Source organism: Pleionea sp. CnH1-48 (genome assembly GCF_024124665.1).
GTDB lineage: Bacteria > Pseudomonadota > Gammaproteobacteria > Enterobacterales > Kangiellaceae > JAMXSB01.
Genome location: NZ_JAMXSB010000006.1, coordinates 240,982 through 262,750 on the forward strand (window position 1 = coordinate 240,982; position 21,769 = coordinate 262,750).

General features: G+C 43.7%; 17 protein-coding genes. 3 read left to right on the forward strand and 14 right to left on the reverse strand.

All coding sequences use genetic code 11. The annotated features are described in order from the left end of the window. Positions 1-90: 90 nt before the first annotated feature. The 4 genes from NH399_RS11470 to NH399_RS11485 form a co-directional block, all read right to left on the reverse strand. Entirely contained in the window at positions 91-1,302 is a 1,212-nt protein-coding gene (locus NH399_RS11470) for a hypothetical protein (RefSeq protein ID WP_253040372.1), read from the reverse strand. Then, entirely contained in the window at positions 1,277-2,689 is a 1,413-nt protein-coding gene (locus NH399_RS11475; protein WP_253040373.1) for an MBOAT family protein, read from the reverse strand. Before NH399_RS11475 ends, NH399_RS11470 begins: the two co-directional genes overlap by 26 nt. A gap of 293 nt (positions 2,690-2,982) precedes the next feature. Further along, positions 2,983-3,960: a hypothetical protein gene (locus NH399_RS11480; RefSeq protein ID WP_253040374.1), complete on the reverse strand. Its 978-nt coding sequence runs from the start codon at positions 3,958-3,960 to the stop codon at positions 2,983-2,985. Between the two features lie 163 nt (positions 3,961-4,123). Continuing rightward, positions 4,124-5,746, reverse strand: coding sequence for a phospholipase D-like domain-containing protein (locus tag NH399_RS11485; protein WP_253040375.1), 1,623 nt, complete (start codon positions 5,744-5,746; stop codon positions 4,124-4,126). 545 nt (positions 5,747-6,291) lie between these two features. Between NH399_RS11485 and NH399_RS11490 the strand changes: the two genes are divergently transcribed. Then, complete coding sequence (locus NH399_RS11490; protein ID WP_253040376.1) at positions 6,292-7,080, forward strand: hypothetical protein; 789 nt, start codon at positions 6,292-6,294, stop codon at positions 7,078-7,080. A 203-nt stretch (positions 7,081-7,283) separates the two neighbouring features. Then, positions 7,284-9,197 (forward strand): alkaline phosphatase D family protein, encoded by a 1,914-nt coding sequence (locus tag NH399_RS11495; protein ID WP_253040377.1) that lies wholly within the window; start codon positions 7,284-7,286, stop codon positions 9,195-9,197. Here the strand turns inward: NH399_RS11495 and NH399_RS11500 are convergent. Then, entirely contained in the window at positions 9,194-10,615 is a 1,422-nt protein-coding gene (locus tag NH399_RS11500) for a serine hydrolase (RefSeq protein ID WP_253040378.1), read from the reverse strand. The genes NH399_RS11495 and NH399_RS11500 overlap by 4 nt on opposite strands. A gap of 153 nt (positions 10,616-10,768) precedes the next feature. Here NH399_RS11500 and NH399_RS11505 point away from each other — a divergent pair, with 153 nt between their 5' ends. Further along, entirely contained in the window at positions 10,769-12,850 is a 2,082-nt protein-coding gene (locus NH399_RS11505; RefSeq protein ID WP_253040379.1) for a winged helix-turn-helix domain-containing protein, read from the forward strand. 11 nt (positions 12,851-12,861) lie between these two features. Here NH399_RS11505 and NH399_RS11510 read toward each other — a convergent pair whose 3' ends face one another. The 9 genes from NH399_RS11510 to NH399_RS11550 all read right to left on the reverse strand — a co-directional run bounded on the left by NH399_RS11510 (position 12,862) and on the right by NH399_RS11550 (position 21,712). Then, on the reverse strand, positions 12,862-13,281 hold the full coding sequence (locus NH399_RS11510) for a BLUF domain-containing protein (protein WP_253040380.1): 420 nt from the start codon (positions 13,279-13,281) through the stop codon (positions 12,862-12,864). Positions 13,282-13,362: 81 nt separating this feature from the next. Further along, complete coding sequence (gene modC, locus NH399_RS11515) at positions 13,363-14,445, reverse strand: molybdenum ABC transporter ATP-binding protein (protein WP_253040381.1); 1,083 nt, start codon at positions 14,443-14,445, stop codon at positions 13,363-13,365. Then, on the reverse strand, positions 14,442-15,140 hold the full coding sequence (gene modB, locus NH399_RS11520; protein ID WP_253040382.1) for a molybdate ABC transporter permease subunit: 699 nt from the start codon (positions 15,138-15,140) through the stop codon (positions 14,442-14,444). Before modB ends, modC begins: the two co-directional genes overlap by 4 nt. Continuing rightward, positions 15,140-15,898, reverse strand: coding sequence for a molybdate ABC transporter substrate-binding protein (gene modA, locus NH399_RS11525; RefSeq protein WP_253040383.1), 759 nt, complete (start codon positions 15,896-15,898; stop codon positions 15,140-15,142). Before modA ends, modB begins: the two co-directional genes overlap by 1 nt. 106 nt (positions 15,899-16,004) lie before the next feature. Beyond that, positions 16,005-16,526 carry a hypothetical protein gene (locus NH399_RS11530; protein WP_253040384.1) on the reverse strand — a complete coding sequence of 174 codons (522 nt, stop codon included), beginning with the start codon at positions 16,524-16,526 and terminating at the stop codon, positions 16,005-16,007. A gap of 319 nt (positions 16,527-16,845) precedes the next feature. After that, a complete protein-coding gene (locus NH399_RS11535; protein WP_253040385.1) occupies positions 16,846-17,742 on the reverse strand; it encodes a sterol desaturase family protein in 897 nt (298 codons plus the stop codon). 11 nt (positions 17,743-17,753) lie between these two features. Beyond that, positions 17,754-18,458 carry a GyrI-like domain-containing protein gene (locus NH399_RS11540; protein ID WP_253040386.1) on the reverse strand — a complete coding sequence of 235 codons (705 nt, stop codon included), beginning with the start codon at positions 18,456-18,458 and terminating at the stop codon, positions 17,754-17,756. Between the two features lie 9 nt (positions 18,459-18,467). Continuing rightward, positions 18,468-18,644: a hypothetical protein gene (locus NH399_RS11545; protein ID WP_253040387.1), complete on the reverse strand. Its 177-nt coding sequence runs from the start codon at positions 18,642-18,644 to the stop codon at positions 18,468-18,470. After that, positions 18,641-21,712: a hypothetical protein gene (locus tag NH399_RS11550; RefSeq protein WP_253040388.1), complete on the reverse strand. Its 3,072-nt coding sequence runs from the start codon at positions 21,710-21,712 to the stop codon at positions 18,641-18,643. The genes NH399_RS11545 and NH399_RS11550 overlap by 4 nt, the downstream gene beginning before the upstream one ends. Positions 21,713-21,769 lie beyond the last annotated feature (57 nt).

Consider the following 21,769-nt stretch of genomic DNA (forward strand, 5'->3'; position numbering starts at 1 on the left):
ATGGGCTAAGCCTTACTAGTAATCATAGTCAAAAAATTCATCCCTCAATACATCAATAGCTCTACGGGCAACTTCCCTGTCTCCCAAAGACTATTTCTCTAATAACCGACGAATATCATCTGCATAGGTATTAACCAAAAAGTGAGTGAAAGCAACATCGCCAGAATATCGAGCCAGATGCGTGGTATCACTGAACATTTCTGGCGTGATCTCAGGTAGGTTCTGGTAGTCCTTGATTGTCACGCCAGTGGCCTCCTCTATACGACGAATCACTCTTGCCTGTCGCTCCAGTGCGGCGGGTGTATTTTCGATCCAGGCGGAATTCTTAGGCAATAGTACGACCTCAACTTGATCGGAAAACTGCTGAAATTCCTTAACCAGACGAATAAAGGCTAACACCAGCTCTTCTTCGAAATGAAGATGAGTAATATCCGCAGAGACTTCTCGCCATAACTTATCCCCAGCTAATCGATAAGGTGTTCGCTGATACTCGTAGTATTCTTTAAACACGTCTAATGTCTCTTGCGAACGCTCTTCTGGTATGGTTCCTGCTCCCTGCCATGCATAAGACCAGTCTTCATCACCAAAGTCGGGATAGTCTTCTTTGAATCGTTTGCTGAGCTCACGACCCAATTCACGACGACGTTTTACGACTTCAGCGGTTTCTTTGGGCACATCCGGCTCAGGCCTTCCTGAGCGAAATGGACGACCAAAGAAAAAGGTCACCATCTCCGCAGAGATGTTATCGCGCAGATAGTGGATGTTATAGATCAAGAGCCCACGCTCCAAATCCGATGTCAGAATGTCTCTTAATTCTTGCGGACTGCCTAACATTCCAACATAAGCATCGATGGCCGGTTTTGCGCGGTCAAAACGCGTCTTGGTTGTTTGAAAAGGATTGAACTCTAAAATCGCTAACTTGAGTCGCTTATCGTTTTCTTGATAAGCCTCTTTAATTCGACGTGATACAAAATCCTGAAAATACGGATTAAGCCCACCGAAACCAAAGTTGTAAGACTTAACATTAATGCCTTGCTGTTTTAACTCTCGATCAAATTGCCGAGCAGAAAACCCAGCCTGAACCATCGACGAGCCAAACACCATCACCTGTTCTTCTGTCTCTGCGGTTATTACTGGCAAACTCGCCAATGCTTCTAATGGGCGCGAAATAAAGTCTTCTCCTTTGGCTCCCATTGCAAAAGTAAACAGACGAATCAACACCATGGCCGCTGCCATACCGAACACAGCAATGAGCCAAATCTTTAAATATAACTTTCTAGAATTGGAAGTAGATGAATTCATTACTGGGCTCTCCTACTAGTAAACACAAACCTTGTCCAAGGACCAACAAAGACCAAAACAGCCAGGCACGCTCTTTAAGTTTCTCAACGTGATGAATCACAAAGTAATCCAGCCAGTGCATCAACCCAAGTGCTAACACCACCAGACCAAACACTGGCAATGCCGCTTGAGCCGCCTCCGGTAGATCGTTTAACAAATGCATATCCATCAATATGGTGAACGCACTGTCTAAGCTGGTGGCGCGGAATAACACCCAACCAATCAATATCAAATAAAAGGTCATTGCCCAGCGAGCGATACGCGCCCAGATATTCTGATTACCAATGAAGGTCTGAAGTGCAGGTAGCGATGATAAATAATGAGTTGCTGTGATAATCATGCCATGGAACATTCCCCAGGCAATAAATGTCCAGGCAGCTCCGTGCCATAGACCACCTAACAGCATGGTGATAAACACATTGCGATAACGATGTCCGGTGCGATTACCGCCCAACGAAACATAAAGATAGTCTCGCAGCCAGCTGGACAACGAAATATGCCAACGACGCCAAAAATCCACCGGGCTCGAAGCAAAATAAGGCAATCGGAAGTTAAGTGGCAGGTTAAACCCTAGCAGCATAGCGATACCAATAGCCATATCACTATAGCCAGAAAAATCACCGTATATCTGCCCGGCAAATGCCAGTACTCCCGTCCAGGTTTCGAGCAAGCTCACCGACTGTGAACCATCAAATGCTGTTGCCGCTGGTACCGCCAATAAATCCGCTGTTGTTTTTTTCATTAAACCAACAGTAATTAATAAGAATCCCTGCTTCACCTGATCCCATTGCGGTAACTGAATGTTATGCATTTGAGGCAAAATATGCCGAGCTCGTAATATAGGGCCAGCCACCAATTGCGGGAAGAATGACAAAGCCGCAGTGAACTCGACCAGACCTTTACGAGGTTCCATATCCCCACGATAAACATCGATGGTGTAACTTAAGCTCTGAAAGGTGTAAAAAGAGATACCTACCGGTAACACCCACTGCAATGTAGGAATAGACGCTTCGTAGCCAAACAACAACAAAAAGTCGGCCACAGACTGTAATGCAAAATCAGCATATTTAAACAGCGCCAGAATACCGAGATTTATGCTGATGGATAAAGCCACCCATAACTTCTTGCGCCGCTGATCAGTACAATTACCGATGGCCTGAGCGATAAAGTAATCCGCTACAGCGCTACCCACCAACAGGGGAATAAAGTGATAGTTCCAGGCCCCATAAAACACCAAACTGGAGACTAAAATAAAATAGACTTTGGGTGTTTGGCGCAAAAAAACAAAGCCATAGAAGAAGAGAAAAATAATAAAGAAGAAGAAAAAGATAGGGGTGTTAAATATCATAAGCGCCAGTCCCCCCAACCATGCTCGTCGTGCCAGCCAATGCCCATAGGTCCACCTTTTTTTTATTCACCATAGCCTATTTAGAGCCATAGCTTGCCTGCTGTGACCCACAAACTCATGATGTGTTGTTTTAGGTATAGACGATACCAATAATAAAAAGGTTTGAAAGCACCATAAAAAAACCGTCGGCTTATCTAAGCCGACGGTAATGTCAAAATATTCTAGTTTGATTTATAAGTAATCACTAACGGCAAATAAGCTATTTGCTCATAGGCTATTCATCCGAAATATTTTTAATTCAGCAAATATCGATTCACCTGCTCTTCACTCATTAAATGAATGCCATCAAAGGGCGCAGCCTCAATAGTAAAGAAGTAGAACTCAGGCCCCTTAACACTACCTAGCATCTCACGATGATAGGTCAATTGAGCACCATGAGCTGAGTGATTACGCCCCAAACGCTCAGCGGGCACACCCTCTACACAACACCAGGCATGAACGCCCAGCTTGCCGCCTTTCTCGTAAATGCGAACGACACCGGAAGCAAAAAGATCTACACCACCAGAATAAGCTTCGCCATCTGCTGGCATCAGAGTTTTTAGACCATGTTCTCGAACCAGTCGCCCTGTGTGAAGATTGATAGCATCATTGATTGAACCATCAATATTTTTTAACACCAGAGTATCTAGTTGTGGGTGCTCAACCAACAATTGTTGCAGCTGAATATAAGTAGTGGTTCCCAGCGTTCCTACGAGCTCAGCTCTGTTACCATTGACTTTCCACTCGCTGTTTCCAGCTTCCATAAAAGACTCGTTCACTACCAAATAAATATCTTTGCTCTGCTCTCCGCCCTGCTCAATCAAGCGTCTTTGATAAACAGCGCTTTCGCCATCAACAAAGTCTTTGCTCTCTGAGTAATAAAGTTTATCAGGCATAAAGTTTTCCAGATCAGAGATATCCCCCTCAAGCAATGTCAGATCGCCATTTAGCTCTTCAGAATCAAAGTTAAATCCTATCAACAGTAATCCAGCTGAGTATTGTGCAATCAGAACATTTTCTTCTTGATCAAAGTCGACAAAAGTAAACGGCTGCTTCTGTCCATCAACCTTTAACTCCAACTGAGCGTGTAGTCTCTTAAAGTTTTCTACATACTCAGCAAGATCTTTAGGATGAATTAAATGAACCACATCCTGACTAACCGCATTCGATGTTGTCGAAGACTTACAGGCACTGATTAAAATAAAAAGAAAAACAAAAGCAATTTTTTTCATACGTACTTCCCCTTGGATTCAAATGTCATTATCGAAGAACAAAGGGGCTCAAATAAGACTCAAAGCGTATGAAAATGTATGGAGGCTTGTTACAAAGCGTAAGAAAAGATACAAAAATGGCGCTAAAACAGCGCCATTTTTAGAGTATGCCGTAAAAGTCGACTTACAAGTTACATACGTTGGCTTCAAAATCAACCGTCGCCGCAGACTTTGAGTTGCCCCACAGTTGATTCCAGTAACTATCGATATATTCTTGAGCGGAAGTTGCATCTTCAATAATAAAACCAAAGTCTTGCAACGTTGTTGGATAGAGGTTTTTAGAACCTATATAGAAAGCAGCATCATCTACCATTACCGTCTTTGAGTGATTGGCGATACTGTTGCCGTTAGCCCAGGTACCGACACCAGACTCGATGCGCATCGGTGCCAACTGCAAATGCTGACACATTAGATTTTCGGCTTCTTCACGGTTCATATTACCTAGCTGCTTAATTTTACGAACCAACACATCAGTAATCTCTGACATTTTCTTCATATTCGAATAAGGTGCTGTTAATCCCTGTTTAGCGCCAGGAGTGCTCACGACAATTTGCAACTTAACACCATCAATTAACTTCTTAGCCAATACATTAAACAAACGCGCATCATAGTAAGCATTGGAAATAGGAGGAGCACAGGGTGCCATCAAATCTTGCTGAGAAATACGAATATTATGGTTTGCACTTTCTATCAAAGCTCTGATACCTGCGACTTCTGGATTAGCGACAGAGAACTCAGAGTCGTTGTTAAAGTAATCTTTGAACAAACGTGAGCAGGCAGCTTTAGAATCTTTGGCCGCCGCTAATCCACCATGATCGCCACCCGGTGTTGTCATGCCAAACCCGAGTCCTCCCAGAGCCATCACAGCAACGTTCCCGGCAGGTGCGCTTTCTGGAGCATAATGCTGTGCAGGACAATCGCCTTTTGATAGCCCATCACCACGAGCCAGATCAACATAAAAAGTAGAGTTCCAGATCGAACCACTATAGGTGCAGGCAAAATCCCATAATAAGTCAGCAAATTGATGAGATGCCCTAGCCGCAGGGCCTTCCAGTCTCATGCTGATATCGCTGATAGGATTGTCTACCAGGCCGTAGGCACCCTCCCAAAGATTATGCCCACCGACAATACTGCTTTTGCCATCCACAGCAATAATTTTGGAATGGTTCCAGGAATATAACCAACTGGTTTCTACACCGGCCACGATTAAACGCGCACCATGGCGATGCTCTCCCAAGTCTTGGTTCAATCGCTTTAAATAGTCATGAGCGCTCTCTGAAATCGGGCTGCTAAAATTGCCCAGACCCGGAGGTGTTCCTCCCAACACACGAATAATCAGATTAGGATTGTTAGTCAGAGCTTCTTTTAACCCTCGAACGATCGCATCTTGAAACACGCCATCGGGATAAGTAATCAAAGTGGTGATATCAACCCAGGTCGTCGCTGCCGCAATGTCTTGATACATCGCATCGGCCATCGCCTGTGTCGCCGTACTCTGGCTGCAGTCTTCTGCCCCCCAGCAATCAGGAGTCTGTAGTAACCACGGAGCCTGCTCACGCCCACGAATATGATTGCCCTGGGTGCGCTGCCATACACTGCCCTCTGATCGAGGAGCTAATTCACGTAGCGACTGCTCTACCGCATCAAGATAAGGAGTCTCTGCAGCCATGCAAGATAGGCTGCCTCCGAGTAAGCCAAACAGGGCAGCTAGCCCACCAATACGACGCTGAAAGCGAGGAAATAACATAAACAGTGAAACTCCAATAAAGGACAAGGCAGCACGGCTACTCCAAATAAGGGCGCGCAGTCTACACATCCGACCAGTAATGCTCAAGGTGTAATAATTAACACGTAGAAGCCAACTCGACTCGCCTAAAAACCCCCAAAACCAGGAAGATAGTTTCAGATGAAAAGAATTCGTTGGAATAGATATTCAAAAAAAGAACCTCCTTGTTCTGTTTGTTATCCCTCCCCAATGACACGAATAATGTATCAAGAAAGTCGAAAACTTTTATCATCGCTTTGTCACGAAATGCCCACGAATTGCAATATAAAACCTTATTAAAAACAACACTAAATCCCCTGCCTAACATCCAGATTGCACCAAATTTAAACAAGTCGAAAAAGGCGTATGCGATAAATTTAAAGAAAGTGTTTTTACTGACACAAATTCAACATTCTCTAAAAACAATCATGAGCCGTTTATTTCAAAGCTGCTTATACTCACTCCGTCACTTTAGTGGCACTTATTAAAACTACGGAAACAAAAATCATGTTTAACAGGAGTTAACAATGAAAATGTATCACTCATTTGTATCACTTATTATTGCAACAACCATGACAGCATCAGCAAGCGCAGAAGTAGAGACACGCGGTGGTGTGTATACTCTTCAATGCAGTGATGTAGAACTGGATCTCAAAGTAGCCTATGGAATAGGCTCGGTAGAACAATCGGCAGGAGCAATCATTGGCGATGTCGATGGCAGCTCTTTAACCATTCCTTTTGCAATATCTTGCACCGATGACTCTGTATTTTTAGGCAGTACAGGTGATCTGGAACAAGAAATTGTTACCCATTGTAGCGAACAGCTCAGCATTCCTGATAACTGGCCTTTTTCTTGTGCCTCTATCGCGAGAGATGTTGCTAACTGGGCAAAAGGTATTGAAGACAATATTAGCCAGTCTCTTTATACGGAATACACACTGGACATAGGAGCGCCTCGTAACTGGCTTGAAAGATGGCTGGGTATCCACCCTTCAACACTGGATACAGTACGCTTGAACGGCGATGTAAAAACTCGCTCGACTAAAGTCTACAACAGCGGAAAATTTGATATCACCAATAAAATTCGTTATCCCTTTATTGCAGGTATTAATCAGTTTTCTTGTCTGGGTGGCTTAGTTGATGTTGCAAAAGGACAACTGCACGAGCAAGATGACGGATCTCATACTGGCACTGCCCATGAATCCAATGAAGCAGGCATTCTTTGTACACGTAAAGAAGGTGATAAACTTGTAGCGGCAGGTATTACCCTGGATCTGGACAAGTATTACACTGGTATCAAAGTCCAATCGTTATAATGGACTCAGGTGGCGGGGATTCATTCTTCGTCACCACTAAGCTCCTTACAATTAGCACCTAACAATAAGCGCCTTACAAAAGCTGGGCTCCCCCCACTAAAATCTCTTTGATGACTTGCATAAGTTGATCCAAATCAGGATACTGATGCCAGACTGAAACTGGCAACTATCGCCATCCTGACTTCGCGAATCGACGACTTTAAATGAGCAACACCTCTTCTTTACCCACTTTACTGGCGGGCCCGATTTTACGCAGACTGACTCATGACCGTGTTACCTTCTGGTTGGTTACCAGTGTCCCCGTAAAGCTAGAATTAGAAATCCATAACCAGACACAAAACAGTCAAGCTGTTGCACGCAGTGATAGTGCCCATAATAATGACCCTATTAGCATTGGCACCTCGGCTTATATTTATTTGTTAGATTACCCACTACAAACAAAATTAAATCCGGGCGATCAACTCAGTTATGATTTCTATTGGCAAGAAGATGGTCAAGAAATTCGCCTGTCTGCTCAAGCGCCTCATCTTTTATATCCAGGCGAATCAGCATTCTCTTTTGTCTATAAACCAAACATAGAAGCTATTCTTCATGGCTCCTGCCGCAAGCCCCATCATCCAGAAGGCGATGGTCTTGTCATAGCCGATCAACGTCTTTGTAATACACCACTAGCAGAAAGACCTTCTTTACTGATGTTGTCAGGCGATCAGGTTTACCTCGACGATGTATCCGGTCCTATGCTGGTGGCCATTCATCAGGTTATTGAACGACTTGGTTTACATGATGAACCAATCCCTGGCGTCAGTGTTTCGGATCACCAATCGCTGCTAGCCAGTGAGCACTGCTATTATTCTCGTGAACAACTGCTGCCTCAAGATAAAGCGGGTGAAGCGGTAGAAAAAGGCTTCTTTGATTCCTTAAAAAAACCTATTTTTACCAGTGCTAAGTCTCACAACCATCTGATCACTCTCGCCGAAGTGCTGGCCATGTACTTATTGGTTTGGTCTCCTAACCTATGGTCACAGGTGACTCTGACTAAAGAAGCCATCAAAAGTCATCACCACACTTTATTTGACAACGAATTAAAAAGTATTCAAAAGTTTATTGAAGAACTTCCCAAAGTTCAGCGCCTATTCGCTCATATTCCTACTTATATGATTTTCGATGATCATGATGTCACCGACGACTGGAATTTAACGCGAGGCTGGGAAGAGACGGCTTATAACCACCCATTTTCTCGACGTATCATCGGTAACGCATTGCTTGGGTATTATTTATGTCAGGGTTGGGGTAATGCTCCCGAAAATTTCCATGAGACTCTTGAACCCAAAGTTAGAGACTTCTTCGAATCTCCGCAGCAAGATGCACAAGATGAACTGCTGACGCAATTGATCCAGTTTAATCGTTGGCATTTTCAATCAGAAACAACGCCCAAGCTGGTTGTTCTAGATACGCGAACTCATCGTTGGCGTTCAGAAAGCAGTGCCAATCAACCATCAGGGTTGATGGACTGGGAAGCATTGTCTGAGTTACAAAACACATTGCTTGGTGAAGATGCCGTTATCTTAGTGTCTCCCGCACCTATCTTTGGTGTTAAACTGATTGAGTCCATTCAAAGAGTCTTTACCTTTTTCGGTCATTCATTAATGGTCGATGCCGAAAACTGGATGGCACACCCAGGCGCATCCAACGTCATCCTAAATATCTTTCGTCACCCCAAAACACCACAGAACTTTACGATTCTATCGGGCGATGTTCACTACTCCTTTGTCTATGACGTACACCTTAGACTCAATAAAAATAGCCCTGAAATCTGGCAGATCACAACCAGTGGTTTAAAAAACCATTTTCCTAAAGGTTTGTTGCGTGTTTTCGATCGCGTAAACACCTGGTTATTTGGATCGCGCTCGCCACTCAATATGTTTACCAAAAGAAGACGTATGAAAGTACAGGCTCGTCGCCCTTCAAATAACCCTGAGACTCGGTTATTGAATGGCAACGGCGTAGGCCATGTTGAATTTACTCCAGAAGGCAAGCCTCACACGATTCAGGTTTGGCTTGCCGATGGCACTCAGGTTGACTTCAAACAAAGAAAACAAAATTTTAAAGAGAGCTAAGAGCTGGGCTTTTGTTTTATGGCCAACTGCGGTGTCTTATTTAAATTAAAATAGGTCGCCATCACCTCTTCTCCTTGAGCATTAGTCGTAAACTCAACCCAGGTAAGAGAGTCTTTAAAATAAAATCGGCCCGCCGACATAGGAATAAGACGATACTTTGGACCATGACCTAGTTGAGACATTAGCTGCCCATTGTCGATACTGATATGTCGCTTTATTCCTGTCGGTAGCTGGTAGCTCCCCGTCACTCGATCGAGTTCCTTCTCACTGACAGTTACTTCGGCATACTCAGGTTTAGGAATGTGTAAAACCTGAGCAGCCAAATCTTGCAATAAACGATCAATATTAATACCCAGGCCGCCGTTATTATCAAGATTCACGGTTGCCACTAGACTTAACTGTTGTTGTGGAAAATACAGATGCGCACTATAAAAACCTAGATTACTGCCATTGTGAGCATAGATCGGAAAGTTACCAAACTGTCCCAGAAAGTGAGCAAATCCATATTGAGTAGACTGACTATTATTTAACTGATGAGAATGAGTTAAATAACGCAAGCTGCTGTCTTTTAATAATTGACCAGAAAATAGCAAATGATTCCAACGCTGCAAATCACGTACATTCGATAGCAGACCACCGGCTCCCAACGGCCAGCTCATGTTCACATCATCAGCATTACGGATCCCCATTTTTGTTCGAGTGTATCCAGCCGCTCGATTTTTAATCAGTTGCTTACCACCGTAAGTGGTTGCTGCTAGTCCATAAGGCTTTAGCAAGTGCTGTTGTAGACATTCACTAAACGACATCGCACAAGCAACTTCGATGGCTTTCGTCAACAGTATATATCCAGAGTTACTGTAACGCATTTGCTCACCAGACTGGCCAATACGCGGCATTTCCTGAATCAAGGTAATGAGCGCATCAAGAGAAATATCTTCCTGAATGCGTAACTTTAAAATATCAGGTGTAATAAACTCGTCCAATCCTGCGGTATGGGTTAACAAATGATGTAACGTTATCTGACTTCCAGAATAATGAAAATCTTTAGCATACTGGCGAATATCATCATGCAAAGACAGCTTATCCAACTCCATCAGTTTTAACACCAGAGCAGCAGTAAACTGTTTGGTCAAAGAGCCAATGCGAAATCGATGTTGAGCAGTTAAAGGAATATCGAGCTCCAGATTTGCATAGCCACTGTAATCCTCCCATAACAACTTGCCTTTTTGCTCTATCGAGACTGCCAGACCAACGGGATGCTGCGCTTTGAATTGCTCAACAATCCGCCCATAAGGATCAGCTTTATTAACAGGAGTGGATTTTGTTGTTGTACAACTACTGAGCGACAAGCACAAAAGTGCTAATGAGAAACAATAACTCCAAAGGTTTCTGTTTATTTTTTTCTGGCTTTTTAACATGATGTTTTCTCCACAAAAAGGCTAAGCATCAACCACCCACAAGTAGCTCAGTGCTAGGCAAGTTGGCAGCAAATTCGGTATAGTGATGCACCATGCCGCAAAGCCGCTTAAAGCCCTATGTTGTAAGCCTGATATTTTGTTGATGAAAACTTGATGAGTATTAAAATCAATAAGTTAGATAAAGAAGCAATCAATCAGCCAGACGCCTGGTCGAGATTTAAAATCAATCATATTCAGGTTGATGTCACTCGTTGCACCCTCAACATAGAAGGAGAAAAACGCACTATCGAACCACGAGTGATGGATGTGTTGGTGTATCTATCACAACGTCGAGGAGAAGTGTGTAGCAGCGAAGAGATTTTCTCTGCTCTGTGGCCGGATATCACTTTTAGTCAGGGTTCTGTGCAGCGTTGTATCGCTCAACTTAGAAAAGCTCTGGACGATAACGCCAGCCGTCAAGCTTTGGTGGTCACCTATCCCAAACGCGGCTATAGCCTTGAAGCAGACATATCTCCGGTTAAGCTTGAGTCCTCTCAAGCAGAGCAAACATCCACACGCCCATGGTTAAAAAATCCTCTTGGGCCGATCGCTTTGTTGATAGCGATGAGCACCATCTTTGTTATCCCACTAGTGATGAAAAAATCCTCACCCTACAAAGCACCGGTTTCGATAACCAGCCGCGCAATGACTCAAAGCCATGGTGTAGAAATTGCTCCGGTTTACCATCCTGGCGGTGAATTTATCGCCTTTATTCGTCAACCCAATAAGCAGACGTCGCAGATTTGGCTCAAACATTTAAACAGCGCTCAAGAACACCTTATTGCAGAAAGCTCAGATACCTTACTATCCATCGACTGGCGTCCTGATGGGACACAACTGGGTTACATAGAGTCTTCTGCAACACATTATCACCTTGGCACTTTGGAATTAAATATTGATGCTCCAGTAAGAAGCTCATTAATACCTCAAGTGACAATGCCAAAACAGGGATTTATCAGTAAGCTGCTTTGGGCGGATGATGAGCACTGGATTTATTCTCATGCCCAATTAGCCGTTAACCAACCTGCCCTGTCAAAAGTTTACCACTATGACATTTCAACAGGACAACAAAGCATACTTTTAGCATCCGATGCCAGTTTTTCGCCCTATCGACTTGCACTATCACCCGACAAAAAGCGTCTTGCCATCGCAGGCCAGGCACCGGACAACAAGGTGGAGCTCAGAACGTTTCTTCTTAGCAACCAAACTCTCAGCGCTCCAATTATAGAGCTCCCTCTCGGTCTCATCGAAATAGATTGGCATCCATCACAAGAACATATACTGCTAAATCACTCAGAAGGCTTGAGTCTGGTTTCTTTGTCAGGACAAAAAAGTAACTTACCATTGCTTAATCATGGCTCTATCAATCATCCTCGGTTTCATCCAACGAAGCCCCGTTTATTGTTGTCGATGATTCAACAAGACAGTGACTTATGGCTCTGGTCAATAGCCGAAAAAGCGCCGCAAAAACTAACCAACTCAACGGCTTTCGACAGCAAAGCCACACTGTCTAATCAACAAGCATCAATTGCCTATATTTCTAAACGAAACGGCGTTGAGCAACTTTTTATTCACCACAATAATCACACTAAACGACTTTTTGAAAACAAGCGATCAGCCCCATTGCTCTCTGCGCCTATTTGGTCTCCCGATGATTCAACCATCGCCCTGTTAACTCCTGGTGAACTCTTATTCTTTGATGTGACAACCGGAAACCATCGCTCAGAAGTTGTAGGCAGAGAACTGACTGCGCTCATAGGATGGTATTTCAAAGAGAATGCCCTGTTATTGCATCAGCAACAGAACACACACGCCTCTTTTGTGAAACGTCATATTGCCAGTGGCAGGATGACAGAGGTTGCTCTTAGCGGGGAGTATTATCGCGCACAACTGGACCATCAGGACCAGTTGTGGCTTCAACAAGAAAACAGCTTGATAAAAATAGATGCAGCTCTTAAAAAGACAAAGGTTTCTATAAACGAGATAACAAATAACTTCAAAGCTTTAACCTTCTTCTCAACCGACAAAGGTTTCATCTATCAAAAAAACAACGAGGTTTATCTTCGACAACATTTGATTTTCTCTTCAACAGCTCTTCCACTTCAATTGCTAGATGTTAGCCAAGATGGAAGATTATTTTTGCTGAAGGGAGTGGAGTCCTCACGCAGTCATTTGATAGAGCTGAATTTGAAGTAATATTTGGTTTACTATAAAACAGGAAGAGTGTCTCTAAGCTCCAGCATCATCTGATGAGCACTTTCTCCCAACATCTCATAGGGATTAAATTCCGGCGTACCAGAATACTTCATATTAAGAGGCGCGGTGAGAGAAGACTCTGGCATATATCCCATCCACCAATCATTGAACTCCCGTTCTATAATTTCTGTGTAGTCGAGCAAAACGATCCTATCATGGCGTTCATCATTCAAAATTCGATGGTATATTCGATTGACCTGGCTTCTCGATCCCTCTAAACACTGAAGAAAATATTTTCGGTTAAAACACAATAGCCCAGTCACACTGCACTTCTTATTGTTTTCTCTAGCAGAATCAATAATTTGACTGACATCATCTAGATCAAACTCTTTTGCTTTCGAGCTGGCATAAACCAAGCGAACTAAAAACATCCAAACCTCACCTATAAAATCAGAACTCCGAATATAGAAAAGATAGCCTAATCTAAACAAATTGAAAGCATCAAGCCTGTGTTACTGAATCAAAGCGACTGACTTAATTTGCAACCAAACTCTAGAGCCAACGGCTAATTTAAGATGCCTCATAGAACGTTGAGTAATACGGGCAATAATGAGACCTTCAGCGACTTTAACACGCACTAAAATCAGACTAGGGTGTTCTGCTGAGTGCAACTCATCAACAACACCTGACAGCACATTTAAAAAACTGCTATCGGTCTGTTCACTCAATGCCAGACTGACATCTCTGGCTAATACTCGCAGACGGACAGATTGGCCTATTGCGTAATCCAAATCTTGCACCCAAAGGTGATAGCCCCCCATACCTACCTTTGCTAGATGCCACTGTTCATCTTTACTTTCTATTTCTCCGGTTAATACAACACCCGACTCATCACGCTGATAAAGTGGTAAGTCCAAACGAGAAAAAACATCCGTTAAAGCACCGCTAGCTAACACTTTACCTTGTTCCATAACAATCAGATGATCGGCTAGTCGGGCCACTTCATCCATCGAATGGGTCACATAAAGCATAGGAATCGCCAGCTCTTTTTTCATTCGCTCAAGATAAGGCAACACTTCATCTTTGCGAGCAAAATCAAGAGCCGCCAAAGGCTCATCCATTAGTAATAAATCAGGTTGTATTAATAAAGCTCTGGCGATGGCGACTCGCTGCCTTTCCCCTCCCGATAATTGGTCTGGCATCCGTTTGATTAGCGCATCTAGTCCTAACAACTCAAGAATGCTTCTATAAAGGCTGGGCTCGGTTGATCGGGGTGCGCGTTTTATCGCGTACATAAGATTGGCTTCAACGGTTAAGTGAGAAAATAAACTCGCTTCTTGAAAAACAAACCCTAAAGAGCGTTGATGTGTGTGACAAAAAGAAGCAGCACCCTGCCATACTTTATCATTAACCTTGATAAATGCTTCATTCGCCTTTTCAAGTCCTGCCACACAACGTAACAATGTGGTTTTGCCACACCCTGAATGGCCAAATACAGCGGTCACCCCCTGGCCAGGAAGTTTAACATCGAGGTTTAGATGAAAATCATCCACACTGTGTGACAGACGCAACTCTAATGACATAGGATTGGTCATTTCGACCTTCCAAAGCCAGATAAAGCAGAAGGATGGCGTCGATTAAAAGAATACAAGGCAACCAATACAACAAAAGCAAATGCCACCATAAAACCAGACAGAGCATAGGCCTGGCTATAATCTAGAGATTCAACATGATCGTATATTCTTACAGCAATCACCTGAGTCGTTCCTGGAATATTGCCACCAATCATTAATACGACCCCAAACTCTCCAATCGTATGAGCAAACCCCAACACCGCTGCGGTTAAATAACCTCGACGTGACAAAGGCAAAACCACAGAGAAGAAACGATCAATAGGGCCAGCCCTTAACGTTGCAGCAACTTCCAATGGCCGCCTTCCTAGCGACTCAAAAGTATTTTGTAAAGGCTGCACAACAAAAGGCAACGAATAAATCATCGAAGCAATAACCAGTCCAGTAAAAGAAAACGGCAGCCCTTGCCAACCCAACGAATTCATTAACTGCCCAACAGGCCCTTCAGGCCCCATGAGCATCAGCAAATAGAACCCCAATACCGTCGGTGGTAACACCAGTGGCATTGCAACTACCGCCGCAATCGGCCCTTTCCACCAGGACTGAGTACGAGCCAACCACCAAGCAAGAGGTGTACCTAGCACAAGCAATAAACCAGTGACCCAGGTAGCTAACTTAAAGGTTAATCCAATCGCAACCCAGTCAGCTTCAGACAGCATTAAAAACCCTTCCCTTCTGTTTGCGGCAACTCGTAGCCATAGGATTGGATAATTTTTCGAGCCGACTCATGCTTCAAATACGCCTGAAAAGCTAACGCGGCTTTATTGTTTTTAGCAGACTTCAATAACACCATATCCTGTCGGATAGGTTCATGATAATGCTTAGGAACAAGCCAATAGGAAGCAGAATTCTGCCCCGTTGCTATCACTTGTGATAAAGCAACGAGCCCTAAAGGCGCACTGCCTAACTGCACAAACTGATAAGCTTGAGCAATATTTTCACCTCGAACCAAGTTGTTTTGATAGATAGACTCCAACTGCAATGCTTTTAAAACTTCGATAGCCGCCTGCCCATAAGGCGCCACTCGTGGATTTGCAATAGACAGCTTAGTGATGTTTTTGTCATTTCTTAAACTATCAGCGGTTACCGTACGAGTTCCGGAACTCCACAAAACAAGGCGTCCGAGAGCGTAAGTTTGCCGACTGTTTTTAATAATAAAACCATCGTTTTCCAGTGCTACAGGTTTGCTTTGATCCGCCGACATAAACACATCGAAAGGAGCCCCCTGTCTAATCTGAGCATAAAATTTACCGGAAGAACCAAAAATCAACCGCAGTTGATGCCCTGTGTCACCTTCAAAAGCCTGAGCAATCTTTTTCATAGGGATAGAAAAATTAGATGCGACTGCAACCGTTGCAGTTTCTGCATGCACCCAGCTCAACATGAACATCAAAAAACCTATTTGCAAGTACTTCATGTTTTATTAACTAACCCACTCTTAATGCCAGGAACCAAGGCAGCTCCTGAAAGGAAAAACAATTAAAAAGTATAATAAGAATAGTACCCAGATATCCGACGAAAGACTAGGGCCTATCGAAGTACAAGGTTTTAATATGAGAGTTCCAAAGTAGAAAAAACGCACAACACAAATGAAACAAACAACCAATAAGTGGCGCCAGATAAACCAAGACTAATGTATTTTCTGACTCCACAGCAAATTGACGAGCACCGTACTCAATACTGGAGCGCACAGCGTCATTAAAGAACAACTCGTAAATAAAGTAGCCTGAGCGCATTAACAAAAACACCAGAAGGCCATACCAGCTCCATCGACGGCGTTGAATAATGGCACCAAACAACAACAGAGCTACAAGAATGAGCAACACATGCCAGATAAACCATAAGATCAGCTTTTCGCCGACCTGAGCCATCTCAAAATGTAAGCCTAAAAATAACAAACCATAAAGAAATCGAGCAATCACGAACAAACCAAAAAAACCCACACTGATTCGGCAAAAAAATAGCGTCATAGAAAAAGGCAAATACAGACCTTCTCGGATACAACGAGAGTGAGGCGGTTCGTATGGATTATCGTCAATCTTCATGGGTATTCGCTAACAGAAATAGAGTAGTACCTTTATCAGTGTAGCTTAGCCTTGCTCGTTAAAATAGATCCACGTCAATAAACCAGCAGTTATTCGAAAGGAGGAGGTTGGATAATAAACCAGTACTATTGTTATAAAAGAGAGGTAATCTCATGAATACTCTAGCTTTCTTAAAAAAACCCGAGGCGAGATAAGTATTTACGGGGGAGTTACCGACCATAGATCAGAGAGAAGGACGATAAAAACAAGAATAGCAGCTCAAATGAGCTGCTATTCTTGTGTAGAAGAGTCATTGGATCAACTTACTGTAAAATGCTTTTTACTCGGATTGTTTAGGTCTCCACCCCGGCCCACGGAATAAATATCCCATGACCTGACTCATATTCTCTGCCTTACGTAGATCTTTAAACATCTTACCAAACTCATAAAACTGAACCGTAATGGGATTTTTAGACGTCATAGGTGTCGTCAATCCGTACTTAGGCAACTGCTTTTCTTCGGCAAAGGTTCCAAATAATCGATCCCAAACGATAAAGATCCCACCATAATTAGTATCAATATATTCTTTATCAGAACCATGATGAACTCGATGATGTGAAGGCGTATTAAATATCCATTCTAGTGGCCCAAGTTTGCCGACCATTTCATTATGAATCCAGAACTGGTAAGCCTGAATAAGCACTTCCGCCGAGAAAATAAGCACAGGATGAAATCCTAGTAAGAGCAACGGAAGATGAAACGTCGCCGATAACACAGGGTCAAACAAACTGAACCGAAAAGCCGTTGCGGTATTCATGACATTGGAACTATGATGCACCGAATGAGCAGCCCAAAACAGACGCACTTTATGCATGCAGAAGTGTTCAACGTAGTAAGTGAAGTCAGCCATCACAAGTACCAGAACAAAGCTCTGCGCATTCACAGGCATTTTCCAGGGAATGTACTCATAAACAATAAAGTAGCCATAGACGGCACCAGCGAATACAAACACTTCTGCCAGATAAAAAGGCACCTGAGTGAAAATGCTCGATAAAGTTTCGAGTAACCGCTCCCCCGTCAGACGTTTTTTTACAGCATCATCGGCTAATTCAATCATCAAAAATAGAATGGCGAATACTAATACCCAGTCATACACATCAAATGACATACGCTCAAAAAAGTCTGTCAGCGAGGTGATATTCTCAAGGTTAATAAAGTAATAAATAAACTCATTCATTGTGATATCACCTACCGAATAGAAAGAAAAGCTCGCTGCGAAGCGACCTGAAAGTATTGATCAATGTCATACACTTCGTAGTCGATACGGTAAGCTAGTGGCACATTGCGAGGGTCTTTCCATGTCGCCAATACCGAGCGCTCAACCATATAATTACCACCAGGAATGGCCAAAGAATAAAAGCCATCATTTGCGTCAGCAGATGCATTGGTAGAATAACCAACAACTACTTCAACGCTTTGTCGCTGTTGATTGTAGTCTCGATAAACCATGTACACCTGATTTTTAATTTGTACACCTTTTGCAAATTGGTGCAGATTGGTTTTGTACAGTTCCATCCATAATTGCTCTACCTGGCTTTCAATGTCTTGATTAAGCTGCAGTCGTTTTGCTATTCCTACAACTCGAGTTGGTAAACGCTTTTCAACTTTGAATGGAGAGTGGCCCGTCATGTTTTCTTTAGGTACTGATGACGATGGATTAGATGAAGCTGTCGCATCCGGCGTTGTCGAACTATCGGTTTGCTGCTCAACAACCGGTTGCACCATCGCACTTTGTTGCCCATGACCAGCATAGTAGTCGCCTTCGGCATGAGGATACACAGGCTGAGCATCAGGCCAGTAAGCTCGAATCACCATCATCATAAAAATAAACATAATAATTACCAATAATAAATACAAGCCTCGTAAAAAGGGATTGTGTTGCGGTAAGCTCATAAGTCCCCCCTAATACCAAAAGAAAAAGCAAGACAAAGCAATAACTAACCATAACAACATGGTTCCCCAATAAGCTCCGGGCTCTTGTGAACGCTCATAAGAGCGCCACAAGTAAACTTTTCCGCTGAATAAATCGAACACCAGCCATAACAATAATAAGCTGCCTACAATCATTCCGATGGTCATAAAGTTACCTCATCACCGTTAAGTATTCCGTCCAGATCTCTATCAACTGCCATCTGAACTCCCATACCAGGCACCTGGCAGGTAAATGTAATAGAATTTCCAGAACTCATAGCCAAACTTCTCATTGCACTTATTGAAACGGGAGACTCCGCTTTTTTATCGCGAATATAGTATTGTTTTTGAGGATGGAATATAAAACCCTGCAACCGCCCGTCAACCCTGCCTTGCGCAACTAAATCACACTCAGTCACCACACCGCCTAGAACCTTTGCAGTAAAAGGTGCAGCCGCTCTTTGCTCCAACAAGTTTAGTCGTTGAATAACAACATTTCCTGTATTCGCATTGAGTGTTATTTGCTGTCCTACAATCGGTGAAATGTCCGAATCAAACTCCATCATAAAGTCCACCAATCCCTGTCGAGTTTGCTCATCAGGAATCCCAACGACGCCTTCATTGAACTCACATCCGTGAACAGGCAGGTTGCCATCAGCACATGGCTCTTCGCCATTATCAAATACACCACCACGCAAGAAGTTAATCAATTGATCCGTTGCACCATCATGTAAGAAACCAAAGCCACGAATTTGCTCACCTTGATCTTGTTTAGTGTGAGAAGGTAAAAAGCCTTCACGATCGGGCAAACCAAACATACCTGCACGGGTATATAAACTTCTTAGCTGAGGCACTTTAAGGATCTGGATTTCGCCACCGTGGGCAACCTCTCCTCGAGTACCATAAAAACCTTTTGCAGGATCAAGACCGTGACAACCTTCGCAGTTTACCCCGTCCGTTTCTGGACCATTTCGATTGGAATCTTCGGCTAATCCATCCGATCGACGTTCACCGACAAAAAAGTCGCGTCCTATTTGAGCGGATGACGATAATGAGTTATCAAGTAATCGAACGGGATTAGGAGGCATTTGTACACTCATCACAAAATCAGCAAAGCGATTCATATCCTGCTCTAAATCTAACACCGCCTGTGACTTAACTGGATCATCTACTGTTGCTGGTAACTCAATATCCAGCCCAAGCAAACCTTCAAAAGCCACAATAAAGTTTTTGAATGATGTCCTCTCATCCAACGTTTGTTCAACATCATCACCAAAGTAACCAACAGAGCGGTCGCCGCGCCAATGTAGATGCCCATGAGTGCTCATACCACGCAATGTTTGTGTCATCATGGGGCCTTTCATGGAAGCAATGGTAAGCTCATCGCCATCGCCATTCAGTATTTCTAATAGTTCACAACTGCTTTCATCAGGCCCAACAAAAATACACCCCAGTGTTAAGAAATTTGCCGTTGGATAAGGTTGTGGATTACGTGCGTTGCTGGCATCTGGATTACCGAGATTCCAGGCCAGATGATCGGTATCACCAAAGACATGACAACTGGCACAAGAAGCTTCACCATTGGAAGAAGAGCGATCAGCATCATACAAAATGGCTCGTCCCGCCTGGACTTTTTGAGGCTCAGGGCTAAATAGAGAAAGCCTTTGCGACTCGGCACCTGTTTGCGGATTCAGACTCACCAAACTGTTGTCAAAACGCGTGTACACCAACAATTGGTTGCGCGTTTCATTTAGCAACAATCCAACCGGTCCACCGGCAACAGAAAAATGATTGGCGCTAGCAGCAGTCGAGTCAAACTCGTCACCACGACCGTCCCAAAGTGAATCATCATCTAACTGTTCCGTTTGATAACGAGCAACTTTGTTTGACCCCATCGCTGCTACATAAAGCGTTTTACCATCTGCTGATATAGCCATTTGAGTCGGATTAGCAACGGTATGTTGCTTAACGCCTGGTGCTGCTTTTAACTGTAAATAATCAATATGACGATTCAATGGGCGGGGGCTAACAACGTCAATGTCTGGCTTAATTCGAGTAATGCGCGAGGGCGCAATGTTACCTTGAACGGTTGATCCGCCAACAATGCCTGGACCTTCGAATCGAGTTGCATTATTAGACTCGGTATTAGTGACATACAAAGTACCATCTTGAGGATTAACCACCATATTAAATAAGGTAGTCCCAACATGGCGGAATGACTTTTCCATCTCCAGACGAGTCGCGTCAATCTCAAACACATCTTGGTCGGGCAAACTAAAGCGGATAGCATTGGTAAAGTTACGCCCTTGAGTGTCTCGCCATTGTTGAGTTTCGGGATCAAACTTAACAATCATTGAAGTCCAAGGTTGCGGCACACCGTCTTTGTTTACGCCAGGAGCTGTTCGTCCTCCGGGTAGCTTGCCGTCGGCCAACCCAAAATCCATTTGAACTTGATCCAAAGTATCACATGGCTGGCTACCTAACACATCATCGGTATAGCCATAACAAAGTACCGCCTCATGAACGATACTGGTTTGATTACCTGAGTTGAATACTGCAGCATAGACTTTAGATTGATCAGGAGTAACCGCCAGTGCTCGTGGGGTATCACCAAACAACTCAATAATTTTTAGTGGCGTTCCACCTAACGAAGCACCCACTTGGCTCGCATCAAACACCCAAACATCTGCACGGCCTACACCAGGGGTATGCAGTTGGGGATCACCTGCGCCTGTAACACCTGCGATAGACGAATGGCTGCGATGCTGGCCACGGTGTGCCGTCGTAATAAATGCTTTGTCTCTAGCAAACACTATATCTCGAGGCTCATCCCCCACCAGTAAAGTGCGAGCCACATAAGGCACTCCGTTATCGAAACGAACAATACTGATTGAATCTGAAATGTGATTCACCACCCAAACTTCTTGGTTGTTGCGAGCGGCAACAGCAACGGGCTCAATCCCAACAGGCACAGAGTGCTGCAAAGTTAACTGCCCGTCATTATCATAAGCAAAAACATCAAGAGAGTGGTTGGGAGTATTGGTTACAAATACTTTTGCGCCATCAGGACTCATAGCAACCGGGCGCACCGCACCTGATTCAAAAGTAACAAAGTTTGTTGGCCCAGGAGGCAATGTTACCTCTGGCGGAGGAGGCGGCGGTGGTGTTTGATTATCCTGGTTGCTACAACCGGCTATCAGTATTAAAACAGTAACCAGAAAACTATGTCTCAACATAAAAATCTCCGAACATCGAAGTGAACAGATCCCGACACGCTTTTTTCAAAGCAAACG